15 protein-coding genes and 2 tRNA genes are annotated in these 21490 nt (G+C 45.3%); 3 read left to right on the top strand and 14 right to left on the bottom strand.

Annotated elements, in window-relative coordinates:
- Positions 1–1511: 1511 nt before the first annotated feature.
- From SB752_RS06520 to SB752_RS06500, 5 genes are all read right to left on the bottom strand, one after another.
- A complete protein-coding gene (locus SB752_RS06520) occupies positions 1512–2069 on the bottom strand; it encodes a DUF1697 domain-containing protein (RefSeq protein ID WP_410714877.1) in 558 nt (185 codons plus the stop codon).
- Positions 2070–2288: 219 nt separating this feature from the next.
- Positions 2289–2386: transfer RNA gene (locus SB752_RS06515), tRNA-Ala, on the bottom strand.
- Positions 2387–2403: 17 nt separating this feature from the next.
- Positions 2404–4179 carry a hypothetical protein gene (locus SB752_RS06510; RefSeq protein WP_410714876.1) on the bottom strand — a complete coding sequence of 592 codons (1776 nt, stop codon included), beginning with the start codon at positions 4177–4179 and terminating at the stop codon, positions 2404–2406.
- A gap of 1478 nt (positions 4180–5657) precedes the next feature.
- Positions 5658–5733: transfer RNA gene (locus SB752_RS06505), tRNA-Ala, on the bottom strand.
- Positions 5734–5976: 243 nt separating this feature from the next.
- Positions 5977–8601 carry an Ig-like domain-containing protein gene (locus SB752_RS06500; protein ID WP_410714875.1) on the bottom strand — a complete coding sequence of 875 codons (2625 nt, stop codon included), beginning with the start codon at positions 8599–8601 and terminating at the stop codon, positions 5977–5979.
- Positions 8602–8808: 207 nt separating this feature from the next.
- Here SB752_RS06500 and SB752_RS06495 point away from each other — a divergent pair, with 207 nt between their 5' ends.
- The gene (locus SB752_RS06495) at positions 8809–9450 is read left to right on the top strand and encodes a YdcF family protein (RefSeq protein WP_410714874.1); all 642 of its coding nucleotides are present in this window, start codon (positions 8809–8811) and stop codon (positions 9448–9450) included.
- On the opposite strand, the gene dnaI is transcribed toward SB752_RS06495, so the two are convergent.
- The 3 genes from dnaI to nrdR form a co-directional block, all read right to left on the bottom strand.
- Positions 9418–10359 carry a primosomal protein DnaI gene (gene dnaI, locus SB752_RS06490; protein WP_410714873.1) on the bottom strand — a complete coding sequence of 314 codons (942 nt, stop codon included), beginning with the start codon at positions 10357–10359 and terminating at the stop codon, positions 9418–9420. The genes SB752_RS06495 and dnaI overlap by 33 nt on opposite strands.
- Positions 10360–10366: 7 nt before the next feature.
- On the bottom strand, positions 10367–11818 hold the full coding sequence (locus tag SB752_RS06485) for a replication initiation and membrane attachment family protein (protein WP_410714872.1): 1452 nt from the start codon (positions 11816–11818) through the stop codon (positions 10367–10369).
- A 159-nt stretch (positions 11819–11977) separates the two neighbouring features.
- Positions 11978–12466: a transcriptional regulator NrdR gene (nrdR, locus tag SB752_RS06480; RefSeq protein WP_410714871.1), complete on the bottom strand. Its 489-nt coding sequence runs from the start codon at positions 12464–12466 to the stop codon at positions 11978–11980.
- Positions 12467–12603: 137 nt separating this feature from the next.
- Here nrdR and SB752_RS06475 point away from each other — a divergent pair, with 137 nt between their 5' ends.
- Positions 12604–13734 (top strand): HD-GYP domain-containing protein, encoded by a 1131-nt coding sequence (locus tag SB752_RS06475; protein WP_410714870.1) that lies wholly within the window; start codon positions 12604–12606, stop codon positions 13732–13734.
- Between the two features lie 62 nt (positions 13735–13796).
- Here the strand turns inward: SB752_RS06475 and SB752_RS06470 are convergent, their stop codons facing one another.
- The 5 genes from SB752_RS06470 to polA all read right to left on the bottom strand — a co-directional run bounded on the left by SB752_RS06470 (position 13797) and on the right by polA (position 19760).
- Positions 13797–14843 (bottom strand): glyceraldehyde-3-phosphate dehydrogenase, encoded by a 1047-nt coding sequence (locus tag SB752_RS06470; protein ID WP_410714869.1) that lies wholly within the window; start codon positions 14841–14843, stop codon positions 13797–13799.
- 194 nt (positions 14844–15037) lie between these two features.
- Positions 15038–15601: a lytic transglycosylase domain-containing protein gene (locus tag SB752_RS06465; protein WP_410714868.1), complete on the bottom strand. Its 564-nt coding sequence runs from the start codon at positions 15599–15601 to the stop codon at positions 15038–15040.
- The gene (gene coaE / locus SB752_RS06460; protein WP_410714867.1) at positions 15598–16206 is read right to left on the bottom strand and encodes a dephospho-CoA kinase; all 609 of its coding nucleotides are present in this window, start codon (positions 16204–16206) and stop codon (positions 15598–15600) included. Before coaE ends, SB752_RS06465 begins: the two co-directional genes overlap by 4 nt.
- Before the next feature lie 23 nt (positions 16207–16229).
- The gene (gene mutM / locus SB752_RS06455; protein ID WP_410714866.1) at positions 16230–17057 is read right to left on the bottom strand and encodes a DNA-formamidopyrimidine glycosylase; all 828 of its coding nucleotides are present in this window, start codon (positions 17055–17057) and stop codon (positions 16230–16232) included.
- 48 nt (positions 17058–17105) lie between these two features.
- Positions 17106–19760 (bottom strand): DNA polymerase I, encoded by a 2655-nt coding sequence (gene polA, locus SB752_RS06450; protein ID WP_410714865.1) that lies wholly within the window; start codon positions 19758–19760, stop codon positions 17106–17108.
- Positions 19761–19901: 141 nt separating this feature from the next.
- Between polA and SB752_RS06445 the strand changes: the two genes are divergently transcribed.
- Positions 19902–20687, top strand: coding sequence for a divergent polysaccharide deacetylase family protein (locus SB752_RS06445; RefSeq protein ID WP_410714864.1), 786 nt, complete (start codon positions 19902–19904; stop codon positions 20685–20687).
- Here SB752_RS06445 and SB752_RS06440 read toward each other — a convergent pair.
- Positions 20664–21401, bottom strand: a complete 738-nt coding sequence (locus SB752_RS06440) for an N-acetylmuramoyl-L-alanine amidase family protein (protein ID WP_410714863.1) — start codon at positions 21399–21401, stop codon at positions 20664–20666. The genes SB752_RS06445 and SB752_RS06440 overlap by 24 nt on opposite strands.
- Positions 21402–21490: the final 89 nt, after the last annotated feature.

Here is a 21490-nt window from a genome sequence, read left to right as displayed (position 1 = left end):
AAAGTTGCCCGTTGTAAAGTTCCCCTGTTGATCCGTTGATGGAACGCCGTGTGCGATGAAAGTCGCCCGCACGGTGTAGGCTCGAACGAAAACCCTCAAGAAAAGGGAATAAGTCGAGAATAGCGAATTTGCAAATGTAACGGTTGATCCTGCGACAGCAGTTCAAGACGATTACACAACTTTTAATCATTATTTAGAATTTAGACTTACTATCAATGGCGATTCATTACGCAGTGCTGCTCTATCGTTTGATTCAATCATCTTGGATGGTGACTTTGCTGATTTGAGTATAGCGTCAATGGGGAATGTCCCTGAAGGAAATATAATTGATCTGAAGCTTTACGGAATATTAATTCGAAAAACAGGGAAAGGAACCATTACAATTAAAGGTGAGGCCCTTAAAAAAGGCAGTGATCTTTCCATTACAATTCCGGTACAAGGATCTAAAGAATAGAGAGTGCCCTATCAACGCCCTCTGGATTTTCCGAGGGCGTTTTTTATCACCGGGAGTGAACACTCGACTCGCTCTCTCCACAATTACCGATGTGTTAAGTTCGCCTTCCTTAATCTGGGAATAATTTGTTACAATCAAGCTTGAGGTGATCCATTTGAAGAAGGTTGTTAAAGCAAAAATTAAATGGCTAGCTGCTGAACAAGGTGGACATACGACACTTCTGGGATTCAGTAACCCCAGGACGTAAATTCAATTTATTTGAGGGTAGCAGGCATGTTGCTATCGGTTATCTACTTTAAGGTTGAGGTGAATCTTATGGGACGCATACTCCTTGTCTTTCCCTGCTTTTTCCTTATCTATCGACTGATGAACCTGTTGAGAAACAAAAAGAGTCCACATGCAAATACAAGCTGGAAGCAAGACATCAATACAGCTCTGTTACAAACAGTAGTCTTCACTTTGGTGAGTTACTTTTTTACATAATGAGCATTGTGTTAATCACGTCTCTTTTCTCCATATGTTATTATTTGGATGAGGTGATTTTCTTGAAGCATGTTATCGGTGAAATAGCTGTTTACTTGAATCCACTGCTATCCGTTTGGTTTTTTGTGAATTTTATCACGATTATTAAGAAAGTGGTCAAAGAGGAAAAGTATACATTCAACCTTTTGGTAGGCTCTATGATTCTCGCATGGTTAGTTTTTTCATTCACTTTCCTTATCATGACATCTTAGGCACTTTATTTAGCTGGTTTTATTCTAAGCTTGCTTCTGATTACTAGGCCGAATAGCACTCTTTCCCTCGCAGAAATGAACTCAAGTCGTCCCATACAGACTGAAATGTTCATATCCTCTGGTTGGCAACCATCTCAAATAATCGCGAAAACCCTTGATTTCTCAAGGGTTTCAAAGTCTTTCATATAGTGGATCATAATAGGATTGTATCGAATCGCTGACCTCTACACTGCCAGTGTAACGCTCTCCCACCGTGGTCGATTTTCATCTTGCATTGTATTTACTCAAAAAAGGTTTCATCTCCTATATGATGAAGTCCACATTCATCCTATCCATTGTTCTTCTGCTGCCAGCATAAGCTCATATATTTTACGTGTCGTATTTACATTCCTGATCGTCATCTGCTTATACAATTTCGTGCCAACCAACTTAGTCATGCTGCCTTTAGTCACGTTTATTTTGTCAATCGCCCATAGAATCGCACCTGGAGCATATTTCACCGTTTCGATCTCCGGTTTGAAGGTCAACTGATCGAGAATGGATTCGTCATTGATATCTTCCCATAAAAAAAGGACATCGCTCCTCATTTTATCATCGTTTGTCCATGATTCAGGAAGCGAGGACATTACTTTCTTCATGTCTTCTAAACTAAGCACCAACACCTTAATATGTAATCCGAAGGTATTCAGAATAGCTTCTTCGAGAATATGCGCTATATCATTTTTGGAGTGTTCTGCGGTTGTAAAAATAATATTTCCCGAATTGATATAAGTTACAACGTTTTTCATTCCGGCTTGCTCGAATGATTTTTTAAGTATTTTCATATCTACTTTGTTTTTTCCGCCAACATTGATCCCGCGGAGCAGAGCAGTATAGACCATAATTACCTCCTGGATTGGTATAATTTCAGAAGGAAGTTATTTATCCTTGAATATCAATGTTAACAGAAAATACCTAAAAAACATATGAATCCAGAAAAAATGTCAGTGCCGGGCAGTCGTGTTACAGCACGACTCCTTCTTTGCTTTTATTTTACAATCACCAATTTAGGACATGACAAAAACGCAGCCTACATTTCGGCTGCGTTGCACTTTTATGTATGGTGGAGCATAGCGGGATCGAACCGCTGACCTCTACACTGCCAGTGTAGCGCTCTGGTGCAGTGGTTAGTTTCACTACCCAATTGGGCCAATACGCCCATCTAACGAACTGATATCATCTAGACATAGGAAGTGGTTGAGAACAAAAGATACAAACTTTATTATCCCATGCATATTTCATATCACCAGTTATGATTTTTCCGCAACTCAAACACTTTATTTGTTTCCCTTGCTCCATTCTAAACTCATTGATAATAGATGCTAAATCAAAAGTATACCTTCGTATTTGGTCGTGAACTATTTCCATATCAGTGACCAATTTGATCTTCGTCCGCTCACTATTTGTTTCAAAAATTCTTGAGAACACTGCGCTTACATCAACTGAATAGGTTGATAGTCTCCACTCTCCCCCATCTTTTGCAGGAACATCTTTTTTACGTAAATGAATTAACCTATAGTATAACAAATCAGTATATTCATCTTCCTTTAGTAAACTTAGATTAGTACTATTTTGTTCGATACAAAAATGAGTATGCTTCTTTAAACCAACAAATTTAATAATCTCAGACCAAAGTTTTTCTGAATATTTACTACCACGGTTTTCTAAATTTGCAAACTTCTCATCAGCCAATGACTTAATTGCTTTAACTATGTGTTTTTTTGCTATAATTCGTTTATTTTTTGTCACTAAATAGTCTTGTTTAAATAATTCCCATGCTTTATATAGCATAAGACCAAAATCTCTTGTATTTCCCATTGACGCTTTCACAATTAGTTCAAAAAATTGGGGACGAACTATTTTGTCAATAGTAAAACTTGAATTCCCAAATTCCAAATCTAATCTTTTGTTCATGAATTCCTTGAAATAATTCGTGCATACACTATTATTTTCTTCAAAGATAAATTGCAAATCTAGATCTACCTTATGAACCATGTCAGAAGTTGTTTCTAATACTCCTAAACTTGATTTATATGGAATGATAGCAATCCAATGATATATCGGTGCAGTACTAAGCGATCTAATTAGATTAGCAAGAATATCTTGATCCGTCCTATTTAATAAGCTCCATTCATCATAAAAAAACACAATACTTTTTAAACCCAGTAATTCAACAAGACTAACCAATGTTCTTTTTAAAACATCAATATCTAATAAAATAGTTGAGCTACTTTCTTCAGTTGTTGCCAAACTATTTTTAATATTATTTTGATGTTCTGCTTTCGCCTCAACTTTTGCACTAGTTGCAGATCCCTCTGCTTTTAAACTACTGTTGTTTAAAACGCTTTTTTCTTGTTGTACATTTAATGATTTCGTCTTAGCTAAATTTTGAACTTCCTGTTCTCCCAATAAAATTAATTGATTAAGCTCATTCAAAATTGTCTCTACCTTTTTTTCGATTTCTTTCTGTTTATCCTTTGAAAAATAACTAATTACTGCTTGAAAAAAACCCTTGCTATCTTCTTCATAAGTATCCTGAATTAAATATGCCATTTGAAGTTTTAACTGTTTAAGTAATGCCCAAACATAAAAACGTTCTTCAACAACTATGTTCCCACCAATATTTAAGTGGTTTTTCAAGTCTATATATATACATAGACTTTGTTTCCTATTATTTATTTTTTCCCTAGAAAGTAACATTAAGTGTGATTTTCCAGTACCCCTCAATCCACTAATAATTCCATTAGAACCTGTAGCCAGATTTGACAAAGTAGATACCTTACCAGTTGTATCGACATGAATCTGCTTTAATTCATTTACTTTCCTCTTTGAGAAACCAGAGGAAGCAACATCAAAATCTGCACGCAAATCCTTGAGGACTGAATCCATTTTATCAAAGAAAACTTCACCAAGCTTCATATTTGATGACAATTTCCCATATGTGATAGTCATTTTCAATTCCTCCAACCTTTGATGATCAAAGAGCGCCAACCACAAGTTTTCAACATCTTTTTTACTTCTAAAAACACACAAATTTATAATAAAATGTTTACTTTTGTTCCATAACCCCCACAACTCCATTCGAAAACTTGGCAATACCAAGCCTCTGGCGCCTGCAGAGCGCTAGTTTCACTTAAACTAATATTTGCAATTTATATACTTTCCAATATTACCAAAAACTATATCAATGGCTCTTAACAGTCAATCAACCTTAGTCTGTTCGAAAGAACTGCACCGTGGCTATACAGAGTTCTTAATTTCCAAACCTAATCATTTGAGCTTTAAGATTTAAACCTCTGAAGTTACAATTCGAGTTAATACGACATATTTCCTGCATTTGGAACAAATTAAAGTATAATTAAATCTGTCTAAAACTTTAAAAAAGCACCTGTTGCTTCCCAAAATAGAGAACAATAGTGCTTGATTAGTGATTTTTTGGTAAATGCAGCTCCAATTAGCTACTTCCTGATAGCCGACACACAGCACTCTACATGGCTCGACTACGGAACTTTAATCTTAAGAACAAAAAAACGGCATCTCTGCCGCTTTGACGATTAAGTATGGTGGAGACAAGGGGGATCGAACCCCTGTCCTCTTGACTGCCAGTCAAGCACTCTCCCGTAGTGGTTAAGTTAACAGCCCAAAAACCATCCAATTTCTTTCTTACATCACAGGAACCTCATTCCGTTCTTGTTAGTTTTTCTTTTTAAATACCCATTCTTTAACCAAGTTATACAATCGAGGGAGATTGATTTCAAATCCCTTACCTTTGTATTTTGTGAGCGAAACGTTTCCGCCTAGAAAACTGATACTATCCTCAAACTGGAGTCACAGTTTAAAATCATGATATTACTTTTCCTGTTTTACCTTAATCTCTGTCTCAATACCAGAATATCTACTGCGATATAGTGCACCTTTGCAGTAGGAATACGGATAAATCATTCTAACTCCAAGCTTCTATTCCATAGATTCACTTTTTCAGAGGAAATATATCTAAAGAGAGAGTTTACTTTTTGAAAATTCTCCTTATCCCCTATGTCAATTAATTTGAATCTCAATTAATTTCTAATAGTTGTGCCAAAGCATTATCGTCTAAAGCAAATTCGATTAAAGGACTGTCACTTTGACGAGTAGTTTGCATCTACTTTTTTTCATTTAAAATTGCGATCATTGTCTAACCTCCCAATCCAACAAGTTTTGTTGATGTTAGATTGGTTGGGAGGTTGTTGTATGGAAAATTACTGATCTTTAACTTAATGCATAAAAAAATGATGCCTATTAAGACATCATCCTTTTCATTTTCAGGTGAATGAGCTACCTCAGAATCCAATTTTCTCTTTAGCGAAACACAGCACTCCACATGGCTCGAAAACGGAACATTACTCTAAAAAACAAAAAAACGGCATCTCTGCCGTTTTGAAGGTTAAGTATGGTGGAGACAAGGGGGATCGAACCCCTGACCTCTTGACTGCCAGTCAAGCACTCTCCCAGCTGAGCTATGCCCCCACGATAATAATAATGCTGGTATTCATTTTTTGGTAGTACATTTGACCAGCTCGGACTCCCAGCTGAGCTAATGCCCCATATTGTCCTTCCAGCGTTTACCGCCTCAGTGAATTTAGTATAGCATAACGCCTTGTTACACTGCAAGAAAAAATACCTAAAAAACCCCCACATCCACTAAAAAAGCCAACCGACAAAATCACCGGTTGGCTCCTTCTTTATTCCATGCAAACTTGTCTAGCTTCCCTACTTCACAGTCACCACGATCGGCGTTTTCTTACCGCCGTAGGACACGTAGATCGTCGCTTTACCCGCTCCTGTCGCCTTGATCACTCCGTCCTTCACATCTGCTACAAGCAAGCGTGAAGTGGTCCAAAGAGCCGGCTTAGTGACATTCGCTTCGGAGCCGTCCATGTAGGTAGCGATCGCGCTTATTTGCTTGACTTCCCCTTTGCTCATCACGAGCTGGACAACATCGGTTTTCAAGTATTTCAATGTATCGACATCTACAGGGATGGATACGGTCTTGTCATTGTATTTCGCAGTGACAGTCGACTTCCCGTAGGCACGTCCGGTGATTTGTCCTTTGGATACGTCTGCTACCTTGTAGTTGCTCGTTTTCCAATCGGCCAAACTGGTAACATTCATCGTACGTCCGTCGGAGAAGGTCGCCGTCAGCACTACATTCACAGTGCTTCCTGTCTTGGTAGAAACAAAGCGTCTGTCTGCCTCCAGCTTGGTTACAATGCCGACTTCAACCGGAATGCTGATGGATTTCCCGCCGTATTTGGCTGTAATCGTTGCACGTCCGCTGGTGAGAGCCTTCACTGTACCGTTGGTCACATCAGCAACCTTGAGGTTAGTTGAAGTCCACTCCGCATCCTTGGTCACATTGCTTGTGGCGCTAACGGAGTCTGTTGCCGTGAGCTTGATATCTGCTGTCTCACCTACGTTTAAGATCAGCATTTTTGGATCTACAGACAGGGTTGATGCTTGGTCGACCTCTACTGCGATCGTTACGGTTTTGCCGTCGAAGCTAGCGGTAATGGTCGTTTTCCCTGATCCAACCGCTGTAATATTTCCTTGGTTCACTTCAGCGACAGCAGCAGAAGCTGTAGTCCAGGTCGCATCCGCACTTACTTCTTTAGTCGTATTATCTGCATACGTAGCTGTCAGTTTTACTTTTTCAGTCTCATCCTTGCTCATGACGAGCTTTTTCTTGTCTACGGTCAAGGACTGCATTACTCCAACCGATACCGGGATGGAGATCGTGCGTGTGCCGTAGGTAGCAGTTACCGTTGCTGCACCAGTAGAAACCCCTGTGATCAGGCCTTGACGAACAGTCGCGACTGCAGGAGCGCTTGAAGTCCAAACGACTTTTTGCGTCACATTTTCACTTGGCGTATTTGCATCTGGATACGTAGCTGTTACCGTTACTTGCTTCACATCGCCGATTTGCAGTGCGACTTTGGTTGCATCTGCTGTCAGGCTTTGTGGAACGTCTACGTCCACGATGAGTGTCGCCGTTTTTCCGCCGTATTTAGCTGTCAGCGTAGCAGTACCAGCTTTGTAAGCTGAGATTTTGTTACCGCCAGCAAATACGATGTCTGCGTTATCTGAGGACCACTCCAGCTTGTCCGTGATCGTCTCAGTCGTTCCGTTTGCAAACGTCGCTTTCACGGTCACTCCGTTTGCATCGCCAATCGTTTTGGTCTCTCCGCTTTTCATCGTCAAGTAAGCAGGAACGATATCCAGCGCGCGTGGTACTTCTACGTCGACATGCACTTGAATCGATTTATTGCCGTACTTGGCAGTGATAACAGCTTCACCAGAGGATACAGCGAAAATTTTCCCGTTGCTGTAATACGCGACGCTTTCACGATCCGAAGACCATTCTGCCTTGTCATTTACTATGGTTGCCGTTCCACCGTTCGCATAGGTGGCTTTCAATTCAACTGTTTGATCCTTGCCCACATGCAGGAACATGTTTTGTGGGGTTACTTCGAGCTTTTGTGTTGTATCTACATCTACTTTGATCGTAGCCGTTTTTGTACCGTATTTTGCGGTAATCGTCGCTGTACCCGCTCCGTACGCGGTGATTTTCCCTTTGAGTGCATCTGCGACATCCGGGTTGTCTGAAGACCATTCTGCCTTCGCTGCTACATCCTCATCCTTACCACCATCTGGGAAAATGGCACGCAGCGTAATGGTTTCACTTTTCAGTTGCTCATTGCCCAAAAGCAGAGACACCTGAGTTTTGCTTGGCTCGAGCCTGTGTGCAATCTCGACGCTTATCGGAATGCTCGTCGTCTTGCTGCCAAACTTCGCGGTTACTGTAGCTGTACCGGAGCTGAGTCCAGTAATTTTTCCGTTAATAACTGCAGCAACAGCTGTATTGTCTACCGTCCAGTCTGCTTTGGCAGTAACCTCTTCTGGGTCACCCTCGCTATAAATCGCGGTCAGCTTAACATCCTTTGCTTCTCCGATACGAACGTTCAAGTTCTGTTGATCCAAAGTGAGAGCCTTCACTTTTTTCGTAACAGTGACAGTTACAATGACGGGCTTGCCCATATACTCTGCCGTCACAATCGTTGTCCCTACACTTTTCGCTGTAATTTGTCCAGCATACACGGAAGCAATCTCCGGTTTTTGGCTGGTCCAATTTGTCTTGACTCCGACATCTTCCGTTTTCCCACTCACATAAATAGCTGTTGCGGTTAGTAGTGCGGAATCTCCATTCTCCAGCGTCACTTCATTCTTGGAAAGAACCAGGCGGCTGATTTCCTCGGCAGCCAATCCTTTCCCTGCGTTTCCGGTTCCTACGAATAGTAGGACGGCCAGAAACAAGAGCATCGTTTTTTTCCAGAACATTGCTAGCCTCCCTCGCAAGTATGTAATTTGCTGTTTTTCGAAACCATTCCACCCTTACTATATCGGCTACTCAGGGAATTAATTTACTAGTTTTTTATGTCAGGCATGTGTCAAGCCCTGTAACTACGCGGATTTTCAATCGTCTATATAGGTAGCAAGTCGTAAACGATTCTGGAAAAATGCTTTGAACAAGGGAGAAGACAAAAGTTGAGTCAAACACATAAACTATCGAAAAAAAGCCTGCGACGAAGATTGCTTGTTTGCCTTGCTCTCGTCATCGCTATCGGGCTCTCGTGGTCAGGCTACTGCTGGTATCAGATCGAGCAAACCTTGCAAAAAGCCGTTCCTATGCACGCTGACGTCGGCATTGTGCTGGGAGCAGCTGTGTGGGGTGAGAAGCCAAGTCCGAGTCTACAAGAGCGTCTGAATCAGGCACTCTCACTCTATCAAGAAGGGTATGTACCCTATCTGTTGGTATCGGGCGGTTTAGGCGAAGGCAAAAAAGTAACAGAAGCAGCTGTCATGCGAGACTACTTAATCGAGCATGGCGTCCCAGCAGACAAAATCCTGCTAGAGTCGCAGTCTACCAGTACATACGAAAACCTGCTGTATAGCCAGCAGGTCATGGAAGCTCACCATATGCGTGATGCACTCGTCATCAGCCACGACTACCATCTCGCTCGCGCAGTAGTCATGGCCGATGCTTTAGGAATATCTGTTTCGCCAGTCGGAGCTCGGTCCAAGGTCTTGTTTGGACCTTACCATCGATCACGCGAGGTACTGGCACTCACTCACTGGGAATTCTCTCGCTTTTTATCACACACTCTCCACGCGGTGATTCTTGCGTAGAATCTCATATACCTCAACGAAATGGCGGATGCGCTCCATAATGCGTGCCGCCTTTGTTCGTTCGATACGGTTGCCGTTGGAGATGGACAGATGCTCCTCCAGTTCTTCCAGCGAGTAGTTGGAAGTGAACAGAGTTGGCAAATGATTGTTCGCCCGCTGGTTTAAAATCACCCCCAAAATCTCATCGCGTACCCATGGCGTCAGATTTTCCGCACCGATATCATCGAGGATGAGTACAGGAACTTCCTTGAGCAGCTCCAGCTTTCCTACATACGATTGATCGGAAATCGAGTCCTTCATCTCGCGAATAAAATCAGGAACATAAACCAACAGCGAGGCAATATGGCTCAAGGAAAGCTGATGCGCAATCGCTCCCATCAGATAGCTTTTCCCGACACCAAACGGACCGTGGAGATACAGCCCCTTGACCCGCTCGCCTACCTCCACCTGATTGCAAAATTGAATCGCTGCCGCAACGGCTGCCCGATTCCCCATGTCGTGCTCCAGCTTGTCAAAGCTCGCTGTCATTGTTTCCTCAGAAGCATAATAGCTGCGCATCAAACGTCTGCGCTTCACATCTTCTTCATGCGACAATTGCTTTTTACAGGGAGCAATGGCACTCACAATCGTACTGTTGACCCGATCAAGCTGTGTCCGGTGCCCTTTTACCAGATTGGGACACTCACCAAGCCCTGGACAACGCTCACACCAATACTGCTCCTTTACCGCCGTATATACATTGGAGAGAGAGCGCAAATATTCATCTCGGCTCATCTCGGGATGCTCCTGTGCAAATGCTTGCAAATATGCACTGGAACGAAACATCTTATCTAGTTGCTCATCAGGCGACAAAATTTGACGTGGTGTCCGTTTGGTTAACTCTTTCATAAAATCACCGATGGATTCCATCTAGCACTCACCCTCCTTTCTGTTTTTTGCGTAACAATTCCAGCATTTTGCTCAGCTCGGGATCATCTGAGATGAGCTTCCCTTTTGTAGATTCATTCGCGCTGCTCTCTTGCGCCAATTGCCATTCTACTGACGCCGGCAGCTTGTCCTGCAGGACAGCTCGTCCATTTCGGCGTACAGGAGCTGATTCCTTCTTGCTCCCTTTCGCCTTTTCCTGTGTCTGTGCCCGCTGGTCAGCACGATCCAGGATTTGCTTCACAGCCTCATCCACCGTAGCGATCCGTTTTGCTTTCCAGCTATCGCGAATCGTCTCCATGTACGCTTTTGGCAATTCCATCTGCATACTAGAAAGCGTGTGCAGGATCAAGGCATTCACGACCTCAGGCTGCAATCCGTCTGCAAATACGAGCGTTTCTGCGCGATCCAGAAACACCTTGCTGACCCTGCCACCCACTACCCGCTCCAACAGCCCTAGCGGAGACAGCAGACGACAGGCTCGCACGAAAGCTTCACTGCCTGGCTCAGGTAATTTGCCCGGCCCCCACTCATCCTCGCCAGCTGCTGCGATTGCCGGCGTATTGCGATAGAGCTTGTCCTCTGTGTAGCGCTGCATCAACCTTTTGCGCAGCACCTCGCCATCCAGACTGCGATCTGCCTTGTACAACGTCCAGTCACGAAGCTCCTGGCCCATCCCCCAGCTGTCCAGCTGATAGAAATGGCACAACTGATACAATAGCTCCATGCTGCTGCCATCCAGTACCTTGGCAGAGTCAGCATTGTCCGGCAAATAAAGGCGCAGGGAGGATACGCTCAGCGGATGGTTCACCTGTGCCTCGTAATTCGATTTGAGAGCTGCTTGCGGGAAGCTCGTCTCCATTTCTGTCAAAAACAGCTCTCGCTCGGAGCCCTTCCCCACTTCTAATTCAGACGGCTTCAAGGATTGGAAAACTTCATGAAAATCTTTGGTTACATTTTCGACGATGGAATATTCCTGATCCAGCTGATTCCCGACCACGTCAGCGTATAGCTGCCGCAACTGCTGGAAGCGGATATTCTCGATCTTGTTCAAAAGCATCAACGATAGCACATAATCAGCAAAAAACTCACTTGGAGTAAGTGGCGGTTTCACCAAATATTCGTAGTAGTAATCACGCTGCTGGTTTTCGCGACGGCGTACCTCTAAAAGTCCCATCGCCTCCAATCGTTCACGCGCATCCAAAAGCCGATCCAACGACAGGGAGGTAGTGAGCATCAGGCTGCGATGCGTGCCTTCCGTTGACGCAGCACTGATTTCCTGTACGCCATGGACGAGCAGTTGATAAAGCGAATACGACTCGACGCCGATGATCGGCAAATACAGCTGTGTAACAAAGCCCGTTTCAGCAAAACTGATCGGCCTCACTATTCGCACCACATAACGATCCTTTGGCATCAATTCGTTCCATACTAAACGACGCATCGGCTCTTTCCTTCCTGACAAATCTCGATTCTCTTATTATAGCATGAGCACTCTACAACCGCTTTCGAATTAAGCTGGAAAGCCAAAGAAGCTCCTGCGAATGGTTCGCGAGAGCAAGACAGGCACAAATATGGATATGGACAACCAGTGAGCCGTTCCTTACTCCTTAGGCGGAAAAAGGGAATGGCTGTTCCGAGCTTGAGCCAAGAGCTCCTCTAGCTCCTTCATAAATACATTAATATCCTTGAACTGACGATAAACAGACGCAAATCGAACATAAGCTACTTCATCTACATGGTACAAACGCTCCATGACCTTTTCCCCGACATCATTACTCGGGATCTCCGCTTGACCGCAGCTGCGCAGCTCTTTTTCGATATCGTTCACGACATGCTCCAATACTTCCAACGGAACAGGCCGCTTTTCACATGCGCGAACCAAGCCCCGTAAAATCTTGTCCCGATTGAACTCTTCGCGGGTGCCATCTTTTTTCACGATTAATAGAGGCGTCTCCTCTACCATTTCAAATGTAGTGAAACGACGTTCACATGCTTCACACTCGCGCCGACGACGAATAGATTTATTATTATTGAAGGGACGCGAATCTAGTACTCTAGTCCCATTAAACTCGCAGAATGGACAACGCATATTAAAATCAACTCCAATGCCTACGATACTTGTCTACAGTGTCCCTCATCTTCCCTTCATAAGTCAAGTCAATCCTTGTACCTATTTAAAGCATAAGTCGAATGGAGTACAATATGGGTACTGTTGGAGGGATTGGAATGCGTTTAGTATCTTTAAGACATGTCCAGCCAGGTATGAAGCTGGGCCGCACCGTTTTCACAGAAGACGGTAAAGTATTGCTAGGGACCGGGATGCTCCTAACTGAGCGCCTGATTGGGGGACTGGAGCGTTCTGGCATTGATTCCGTCTACATCGATGATCCCCGCACGGCAGATATCGTGGTTGAAGAGGTTATCCGTCCGCAAACCAGACAAGTCGCTGTGGAAGCAATCGAAAAGACAATCAAGCAGATCACCAACTCAAACAAATTGGCTCGGAAAATTTCGTTAAAAGAAATGGGCCTTCACTTTCAGCGTGCCTTCAGCTCCATTCTAGACGACCTGATGCTAAACAAGCAAATGGTTGGGCATCTGACAACGATCTCTACGCACTCGCCATCGTTGTATCATCACTCTGTCAACGTAGCTGTACTTGCAACTGCTGTAGGTATGTCAATGGGCTACAATCGGACACAGCTGATGCAGCTCGGTATTGGCGCTATGCTGCATGATATCGGGAAAGTCAGTTTACCAGAAGAGCTGGTTCAAAAGAAAGAGCGCTGGACAGAAGAAGAACGGGAAATCGCAAAACAGCATACCACGCTCGGCTTTAATTTGCTACGGAAACAGCATGACATCTCGCTCCTGTCTGCTCATGTCTGTTTGCAGCACCATGAGCGGCTAAATGGCAGTGGCTATCCCCAAGGTCTCTCGGGTAAACAAATTCATGAGTACGCGCAGATCGTAGGTATTTGCGACATATATGATTCCCTGACGTCCCCACGCCCGTGGAGAAAGCGCTACATGCCACAGGACGCGCTCGAATATTTACTCGGTTCAGGCGGTCATTTGTTCGAGCATACGCTGGTCAATGCATTTATTAAGCATATCGCCATTTTCCCAATCGGAAGCAGCGTCGTCCTGAACACAGGAGAAATCGGAGTCGTTTACAAAGTTGATCCTGACTATTCCCATCGACCAACCGTACGGATTTTGAAGGACGGTCGAGGAAACGATGTTCACACTCCGTTCGACTTGAATTTAAAAGAAAATATAAAGCTGTTTATTGTCGGCTTTGAAGATGACGAATTATTTAGTCTCGGTGGTATGGATGAGTCTACTCCGTCCTGATTGCAAAAAAAATCCCCCTTTGCGCTTTTGCAAGGGGGGGTTTTTCGTGATGCCACGCTATGTTAGTTTACACCAGCAGCTGCAGCTTCTTTTTGAGTGGATTGATTGTGCATCTCAGATACGTGACGCACCAGATCAACTACGCGGCAGGAATAGCCCCACTCGTTATCGTACCAAGCGATCACTTTCACTTGGTTCGTACCCATCACCATGGTGGACAGTGCATCAATGATGGAGGAATTGTCGTTGCCGATAAAGTCGCTCGATACGAGTGGCTCTTCGCAGAATTCAATGTAGCCCTTCATGCTGCCTTCGCTTGCTTCGCGCAAAACGCGATTCACTTCTTCTACAGTTACTGGCTTCTTGGTGTTTACAACCAGGTCCACAACTGAAACGTTAGGAGTAGGTACACGCAGGGAGAAGCCATTGAGCTTGCCGTTCAGCTCAGGCAATACTTTTCCTACCGCGCGAGCTGCACCAGTCGTGGTCGGAATGATGGATTCGCCAGCTGCGCGAGCACGACGCAGGTCTTTATGTGGATTGTCGATGTTTACTTGGTCATTTGTGAGCGAGTGAATAGTTGTCATCAGGCCTTGCTCGATTCCGAATGCTTCGTTCAACACTTTTGCCACGGGAGCGAGGCAGTTGGTCGTGCAGGAAGCATTGGATACGATGTGATGATTAGCATGCTCGTAGATGCCTTCGTTTACACCCATAACGATCGTTGCATCTTCTTCTTTCGCAGGTGCAGTGATGACCACTTTTTTCGCACCGCTTTGCAAATGCTTGCCAGCGCCTTCGCGATCTTTGAATTTACCTGTTGCTTCGACAACGATTTCTACGCCAAGCTTTCCCCAAGGCAGCTTGAGCGGATCGCGATCAGATAATACAAGAGTAGGTTTGCCATCTACGATGATCTTGTTGTCTTGTACTTCCACTTTATTCTGCAGGCGTCCATGAATGGTGTCGTACTTCAACAAATGGGCAAGCGTTTCCGCTGGATAGCTGGCGTTGATTGCAACGATTTCAATATTGGGGTCTTGAATAGCGCGGCGGAATACCATGCGCCCAATACGGCCGAAACCATTAATAGCTATTTTGATTGTCATATAGAAACCCCTTTCGCAATTAAGTTACGCTTATCTGTTATCTTCATTATAATAAGTATGACACAATTATCAATGTGTTTTACTGAAAAATAAATATTTGGACGATTTACCCCTGCTATTTTACTCATTGTGTTTTCCTTTAGGATGTCTATTATCGGACAAAAGCCGCTCTCTTGGAAGTAGAGAAGCGGCTTTTAGTGTAATTGAAAGTCATATATATTTTTGTAACGATCATGATAATAAAGAACGCGTTGTACGTACAAGCGTGTCTCTCCAAACGGAATATCCTCAATCGTGTCCCGTCTGCCATTCCATTGCTCTGTCGACAGCCAGCCGCTTACTTTTCCGGGGCCAGCGTTGTACGCAGCAATGACCTTGGTAACATCGCCCTCGTAGCGTGCAAGCAAGAAATTCAAGTACCACGTACCAATTTCAATATTCATGACCGGATCATACAAATATTGATTATCCTTTGGTCGCAGGTTAGCTTGCCCCACGATCCATTCAGCCGTATCTGGCATGATTTGCATCAAGCCTACTGCTCCCTTTTTCGATATACGATCTGTTTTAAACCCACTCTCCGAACGGATCACTGCCAAAATCAGGTGAGGGTCTACCTGAAATTTTTGAGATGCCCGTAAAATTTCATTTTGAAATTTGATCGGATACATCCACTTCCAAATTAAGGGCGTATTGAGCAGCAAAAAAACACTCATTAAAACAAGTAAAATAACCGCTGCCCTGTGGCGTGAATTCATGATCTAGGCTCCGTACGAATTACTGTCAACAATTCCTCTACCTGGCGCTGCGTTTCTTCGCGAGACTGGGAATTATCAATCAAAAAGTCAGCTTCGAGCTTTTTTTGATCAATCGGAAATTGTGCCCGCAGCCGTTTCTTTGCCTGCTCTTCATCCAGTTCATCCCGTTCCATCATTCGCGCTAGCTGCATGTCACTTGGCGCATAGACAACGACAATTTTCTCCACTAAATACTGCAGCTTGCTCTCATACAAAAGTGGAATGTCCATGAACACGATCTGTGCTCCATTCGCTTCCGCCACTTCCGCTTCTTGCCTCATGACACGCCGCACCTCGGGATGGACAATGGCATTCAGTTTTTGACGCTCGGCCTCGTCTGAAAATACGACTTCTCCCAGTTTTTTACGATCGATCTGTCCATCTTCCAGCAAAATATCGCGCCCAAAGTGGCGAACAATCGCTTCGTATGCAGGCTTTCCTGGCTCTACAACCTCACGAGCAATCTGATCTGCATCGATTACTGGGATGCCACGTTCTCTGAGCATCGCTGTCACTGTGCTTTTTCCTGTAGCAATTCCGCCCGTTAATCCTAATATCATGTTCATCCTCCTCTCCCGATAGCATTTGGTTATTTTTTTTGGCAAAGGGGGCAAATATGTGTCCCTCTACCGCCTACGACAAAGCGGATAATCTCTGTCCCACAATTGACACAAGGCTCATCTTTTCTGCCGTACACCAAGAGTGATTGCTGAAACATGCCCATCTCGCCTTGTCCGTTCACATAAGACTTGATGGAGCTTCCCCCCTGCTCAACTGCTTCAGAGAGAGTCGCCACAATACTTTCGTGCAAGCAAATGACTTGTTTTCCGGTCAGCTTGCCTGCAGGACGCTCAGGATGAATCCCGGCTTTAAAGAGAGACTCGTCCACATAAATATTCCCCAGCCCGACAATACATTCCTGGTTCAAAAGAAGTGGTTTAATTTTTGTAGGACGCCCCTTTAACAGCTGCTTTAAAACATCAGCTGTAAAGCTCTCCTCAAGGGGCTCCACGCCAAGCTTTGCGAGCGGTCCCGTGCTCGTCTCCATCCCCCGCGGGTACAAATCCATCGTGCCAAACTGACGAACATCGCGATAGCGCAGCTCGGTCTTGTCGGTAAAATGAAAAATGACGTGCGTATGCTTTTCGACCGGCTCATCGTGCTGATACAATCCATAGCGTCCTTCCATTCGCAAATGGGAGATGAGCACATCCTGATCGAGATAAAATTGAATGAACTTCGCACGACGTGTAATGTCTTTTATGGTTTGTCCAGCAAGCTGTGCCTTGAAGGCCTCCACATCATCCGGCGTGCGAATGATGCGGGGCAAAAGGACACTGACTCGTTCGATTGTTTTCCCCAGTACCAGCCCTCTTAAGGTCCGAACGACGGTTTCCACCTCAGGCAATTCTGGCATACAAGCCTCCTCCTCTCGCTGTCTGAATCTATCTATTTACGTGCAGGCTTATTTCGCCTCATACCAGCTACGTCCATAATTGACGTCCACCTTGAGTGGCACATCAAGCGCAAGAGCGCTCTCCATTACTTCCGGCACCAGCTTTTGCATGATCTCCAGCTCATTTTCCGGAACCTCGAAGACCAATTCATCGTGTACCTGCAACAGCATGCGGCTTGCCAGTCCTTTTTCAACCAGCGCCTCCTGCATCCGGATCATCGCCAGCTTGATAACATCTGCTGCGGTACCTTGAATCGGCGTATTCATGGCTGTGCGCTCAGCAAAGGAACGGAGGTTGAAATTGCTGCTGCGAATATCTGGCAGGTAGCGTCTGCGATTCAGCAACGTCGTCACATAGCCGTCCTGCTTCGCCTCTTTCACGATTTCTTCCATCCACTGTTTCACGCCGGCAAATACGTCAAAGTATCGCTCGATGAAGTCTCCCGCTTCCTTGCGCGTAATGTTCAGGTTCTGCGACAATCCATAGTCACTGATTCCGTACACGATTCCAAAGTTAACCGCCTTTGCCTGGCGACGCATCAAGGAAGTCACGTCACCCTCGCTGACGCCAAACACATCCATCGCTGTGCGCGTATGAATATCCATGCCGTTGCGGAAGGCATCGATCAAATTCTCGTCACCAGAAATGTGTGCCAAAATACGCAGCTCGATCTGGGAGTAGTCAGCCGCAAGCATGTACCAGCCATCCTCAGAAGGGATAAACGCCTCGCGAATCTTTCTGCCTTCCTCCATCCGAATCGGAATGTTTTGCAGGTTAGGATCTGTACTGGACAAACGTCCCGTAGCAGTTGTCGCCTGATTGTAGAGCGTATGCACCTTGCTTGTTTTCGTGTGAATCTCTTTGGTCAAGCCTTCAATATAAGTCGAACGCAGCTTGCCGAGCTGACGGAATGTAAGAATGGCATCGATGATCGGATGATACGGGGCCAGCTTTTCCAAAACGTCCGCACTTGTGGATGGACCCGTCTTTGTTTTTTTCAAGACAGGAAGTGCGAGTCGGTCAAATAGGATCTCGCCCAATTGCTTCGGTGAATTGATGTTAAAAGGCTCTCCGCCTGCCAGCTCATAAATTTGCGTGGTCAACCCTGCCAGCTTGCTATCCAGCTCCTCGCCCATCTGCTCCAGACGCTCTCGATTGACCTTGATGCCCTGTTTCTCCATGTGCGCGAGTACCATGCTAAGCGGTGCCTCCAAATCGTTTAGAAGCGCACCCATCTCATATTCTGCGAGCTGCTCGCGAAGGACAGGCGCACTTTGCCAAACGGCAGCAGCTTTATGCGCCACATGCTCGCTCAGTACGTCTGTTTCTGGCACGAGTCGTTTTGCACCCTTGCCGTATACGTCTTCGTCTGGACGCACTCTGACACTCGTGTACTGGCTTGCGATGCTGTCCAGCGTATGGTTGCTTTCTGTTGCATTCAAAAGGTACGAAGCAAGATAAACATCGAAGCTGACACCGGCAACAGGCAGTTCATGCCAAGCCAGTCCAACCAAGTCACGCTTGCCGTCAAATACCCACTTTTCCTTGGATGCATCGGCAAGCCAGGACCCAAGTGCATTCCACTCCTTAGCCACATCCCACGGTACGTACAGAGTCGTCCCTTCCGCTGCGAGGCCAAAGCCAAGAATCGGCGCATGGTGATAATTTTCTCCATCCATCTCGATGTAGACAGCCATCGGAGAGGTTAGCTTGTCCGTATATTTTTCTGCTGTTTCTTCTGTGACAATCTCAAAAGCAAACGGCTTTGCCTCACTTGCCTGTCCATTCTCATCCATTGCTTGCTCCACTTTGATTTTGGAGAGCAGTGATTTGAATTCCATTTTCTTGAAAAACTCACTGAGCGACAAGCCATCGTAGCCTTCGTACCCGGTCTCCTGTACATCGATCTCGACTGGAGCCTCTCGCAGAATAGTCGCCAATGCTTTGCTCATATTTGCCTTGTCGACATTTTCACGCAGGTTCTCTTGCAGCTTTTTGCCAGAGACGCGATCTACGTTCGCCAAGACCTCTTCAACTGAACCGTATTCATGCAAAAGCTTCAGGGCTGTTTTCTCCCCGACTCCAGGCACACCTGGAATATTGTCAGAGGAATCGCCCATCAAACCTTTTAAATCAATAATTTGCAGCGGCTTCAAACCGTATTTTTCATGGATTTCTTCGGGGGTGTACAGCTCAATCTCGCTGACTCCCTTGCGTGTCAACGCAACAGAAACATGATCCGAAACGAGCTGGAGCATGTCCTTGTCACCCGTAATAACAGTCGTCTTCCATTCTTTCTGGTCTGCTTCCTTCGTCAGCGTGCCAATAATATCGTCCGCCTCGTAGCCTTCCAGCTCGAAGCGTTTAATCGAAAAGGCGTCCAAAAGCTCTCGAATCAGCGGAAACTGTTCAGAAAGCTCAGGTGGGGTTTTGCTGCGCCCTCCTTTGTACTCGGCATACTCGGTATGGCGAAATACGACTTTCCCTGCATCAAACGCAACCATGATATGCGTAGGCTTCATTTCCTCCAGCACTTTTAAGAGCATGGTAGTAAAACCCAGCACGGCGTTGGTATGCAATCCCGCTGAAGTGGATAGCAAAGGAAGCGCATAAAACGCCCGGTTGGCAACGCTGTTTCCATCAATTAATACAAAATGACTCAAGGAATCCGACCCCTCTCGTTACAAAACTACTATATTTAATCGTAACATAGGGGAATCATGTAAGCCAAGTCCGTGAATAGGTGGGTAAAGAATGGATCGCTTGAACAGACTAAGAAAAAATTGGACAAGGAAGGCGATCATATGTATTGGAGGAAATTACTTGCGTTAGCTGCCGTTCTTCTATTTGTGTCTACCAGTCAAACCAGTGCAGCTACACTCTCTTCTCAGCAGGAGACCACACCGCCGAAAAAGGTGGTTGCTTTTGTCATCGACGATTTCGGCAACAATATGTCCGGCACTGCAGAAATTTTGGCGCTGCCTGTACCGCTCACCGTCGCTGTCATGCCGTTTTTGCCAAGCACTAAGCAGGATGCCGAGCTCGCTCATCAAAAGGGGCACGACGTTTTCGTACACATGCCAATGGAGCCAGTAAAGGGAAAGCGCTCATGGCTTGGTCCAGGTGCGATTACGACCGACCTCTCTGATGAGGAAATACGCAGTCGGGTCCAAAAGGCAATCGATGATGTCCCACACGCCATCGGGATGAACAATCATATGGGCTCAAAGATAACCGCAGACGAGCGGATCATGCGCATCATCATGAGTGTGGTTAAGGAGCGCGGGTTGATATACTTGGACAGCCGCACCACTGAAAAGAGCGTTGCTTCCAAAATTGCCAAAGAGATGGACGTACCCCACACCGAAAACCAAATCTTTCTCGACGATGTATATTCAGTCCCGCACATCACCCAGCAAATGGAAAAAATATGCAAACGAATAGGTACACATCCGATCTGTGTGGCGATTGGACATGTCGGTCCTCCGGGCAAGAAAACAGCCTCCGTTCTGCGGCAGTATATCCCGCGCATTCAGAAGGAGGCCGAATTCGTCACGATCTCAAAATTAGTTAACCAATCCGTTCACTAGATTTTGCCACCAGCTTTCTTCAGCAAATGCCTCCATTTTCAGATTTCCCGTCAAGGTAACGTATTCGCTCACGGCTTCCGTAATGGCCTGGGCGATTTTTTCTTGTCCTTTCGGGTCCGTCAAAAGCTGCCGGTCTGCCGCGTTGCTTATAAAGCCCATCTCCACAATGACTGAGGGACAGTAGTTATGCCGCAGCACGTAATACGTCTTGCCCTTTACAGGCTTGTCTTTGCTTCCCGCCAGACGGTTCAACGAGCTCTGCAAGAGATCAGCAAGCATGTAGCCCTGCTCATTGCTTTGATACAGGATGACTGGACCACGTCGCCCGGAATCGGAGGACCAGTTTACATGAAGGCTGAGCATCACCTGCGGAACCATTTCCATGGCGAGATTTTTGCGTTGGGCGAGATCACGAAGATGCCTAGAGCGACTGTTCAGCCACCGATTATCGTCACTGAGGGCAATGTCTTCTTCCCGATTCAGAGCTACACTGTAGCCAGCATCTGTCAATTGCTGATACAAGCGCTTGGCAACCTGCAAATTAATGTCCTTTTCGTAGAGGTTGCCAAAAGATGTGCCGGAATCTACACCTCCATGACCAACGTCAATTAAAATGTGAATCGGAGTAAGCGGTATTGCCTGACTCTTACTAGGAAAACAAACGAAAACGAGTATAAGCATGGCAACTAGGTAAGTTGTGTTTAGGTATCTCATGCCTGTAGGATTTCCTGTTTGAAAAAAAACCTTTCAATCAACTGTGTACGCATAACATTGTGAATTTTTCACCTGAACGGTACAATAGA

It is taken from the genome of Brevibacillus sp. SIMBA_040 (genome assembly GCF_046535075.1).
Taxonomy (GTDB): domain Bacteria; phylum Bacillota; class Bacilli; order Brevibacillales; family Brevibacillaceae; genus Brevibacillus.
This window is presented reverse-complemented; position numbering and strand designations above follow the sequence as displayed.

Coding starts and splice junctions, on each gene's coding strand:
- SB752_RS06520 (WP_410714877.1), bottom strand. CDS start 2,069: ATGGTCTATACTGCTCTGCTCCGCGGGATCAATGTTGGCGGAAAAAAC.
- SB752_RS06510 (WP_410714876.1), bottom strand. CDS start 4,179: ATGACTATCACATATGGGAAATTGTCATCAAATATGAAGCTTGGTGAA.
- SB752_RS06500 (WP_410714875.1), bottom strand. CDS start 8,601: ATGTTCTGGAAAAAAACGATGCTCTTGTTTCTGGCCGTCCTACTATTC.
- dnaI (WP_410714873.1), bottom strand. CDS start 10,359: ATGGAATCCATCGGTGATTTTATGAAAGAGTTAACCAAACGGACACCA.
- SB752_RS06485 (WP_410714872.1), bottom strand. CDS start 11,818: ATGCGTCGTTTAGTATGGAACGAATTGATGCCAAAGGATCGTTATGTG.
- nrdR (WP_410714871.1), bottom strand. CDS start 12,466: ATGCGTTGTCCATTCTGCGAGTTTAATGGGACTAGAGTACTAGATTCG.
- SB752_RS06475 (WP_410714870.1), top strand. CDS start 12,604: ATGCGTTTAGTATCTTTAAGACATGTCCAGCCAGGTATGAAGCTGGGC.
- SB752_RS06470 (WP_410714869.1), bottom strand. CDS start 14,843: ATGACAATCAAAATAGCTATTAATGGTTTCGGCCGTATTGGGCGCATG.
- SB752_RS06465 (WP_410714868.1), bottom strand. CDS start 15,601: ATGAATTCACGCCACAGGGCAGCGGTTATTTTACTTGTTTTAATGAGT.
- coaE (WP_410714867.1), bottom strand. CDS start 16,206: ATGAACATGATATTAGGATTAACGGGCGGAATTGCTACAGGAAAAAGC.
- mutM (WP_410714866.1), bottom strand. CDS start 17,057: ATGCCAGAATTGCCTGAGGTGGAAACCGTCGTTCGGACCTTAAGAGGG.
- SB752_RS06445 (WP_410714864.1), top strand. CDS start 19,902: ATGTATTGGAGGAAATTACTTGCGTTAGCTGCCGTTCTTCTATTTGTG.
- SB752_RS06440 (WP_410714863.1), bottom strand. CDS start 21,401: ATGAGATACCTAAACACAACTTACCTAGTTGCCATGCTTATACTCGTT.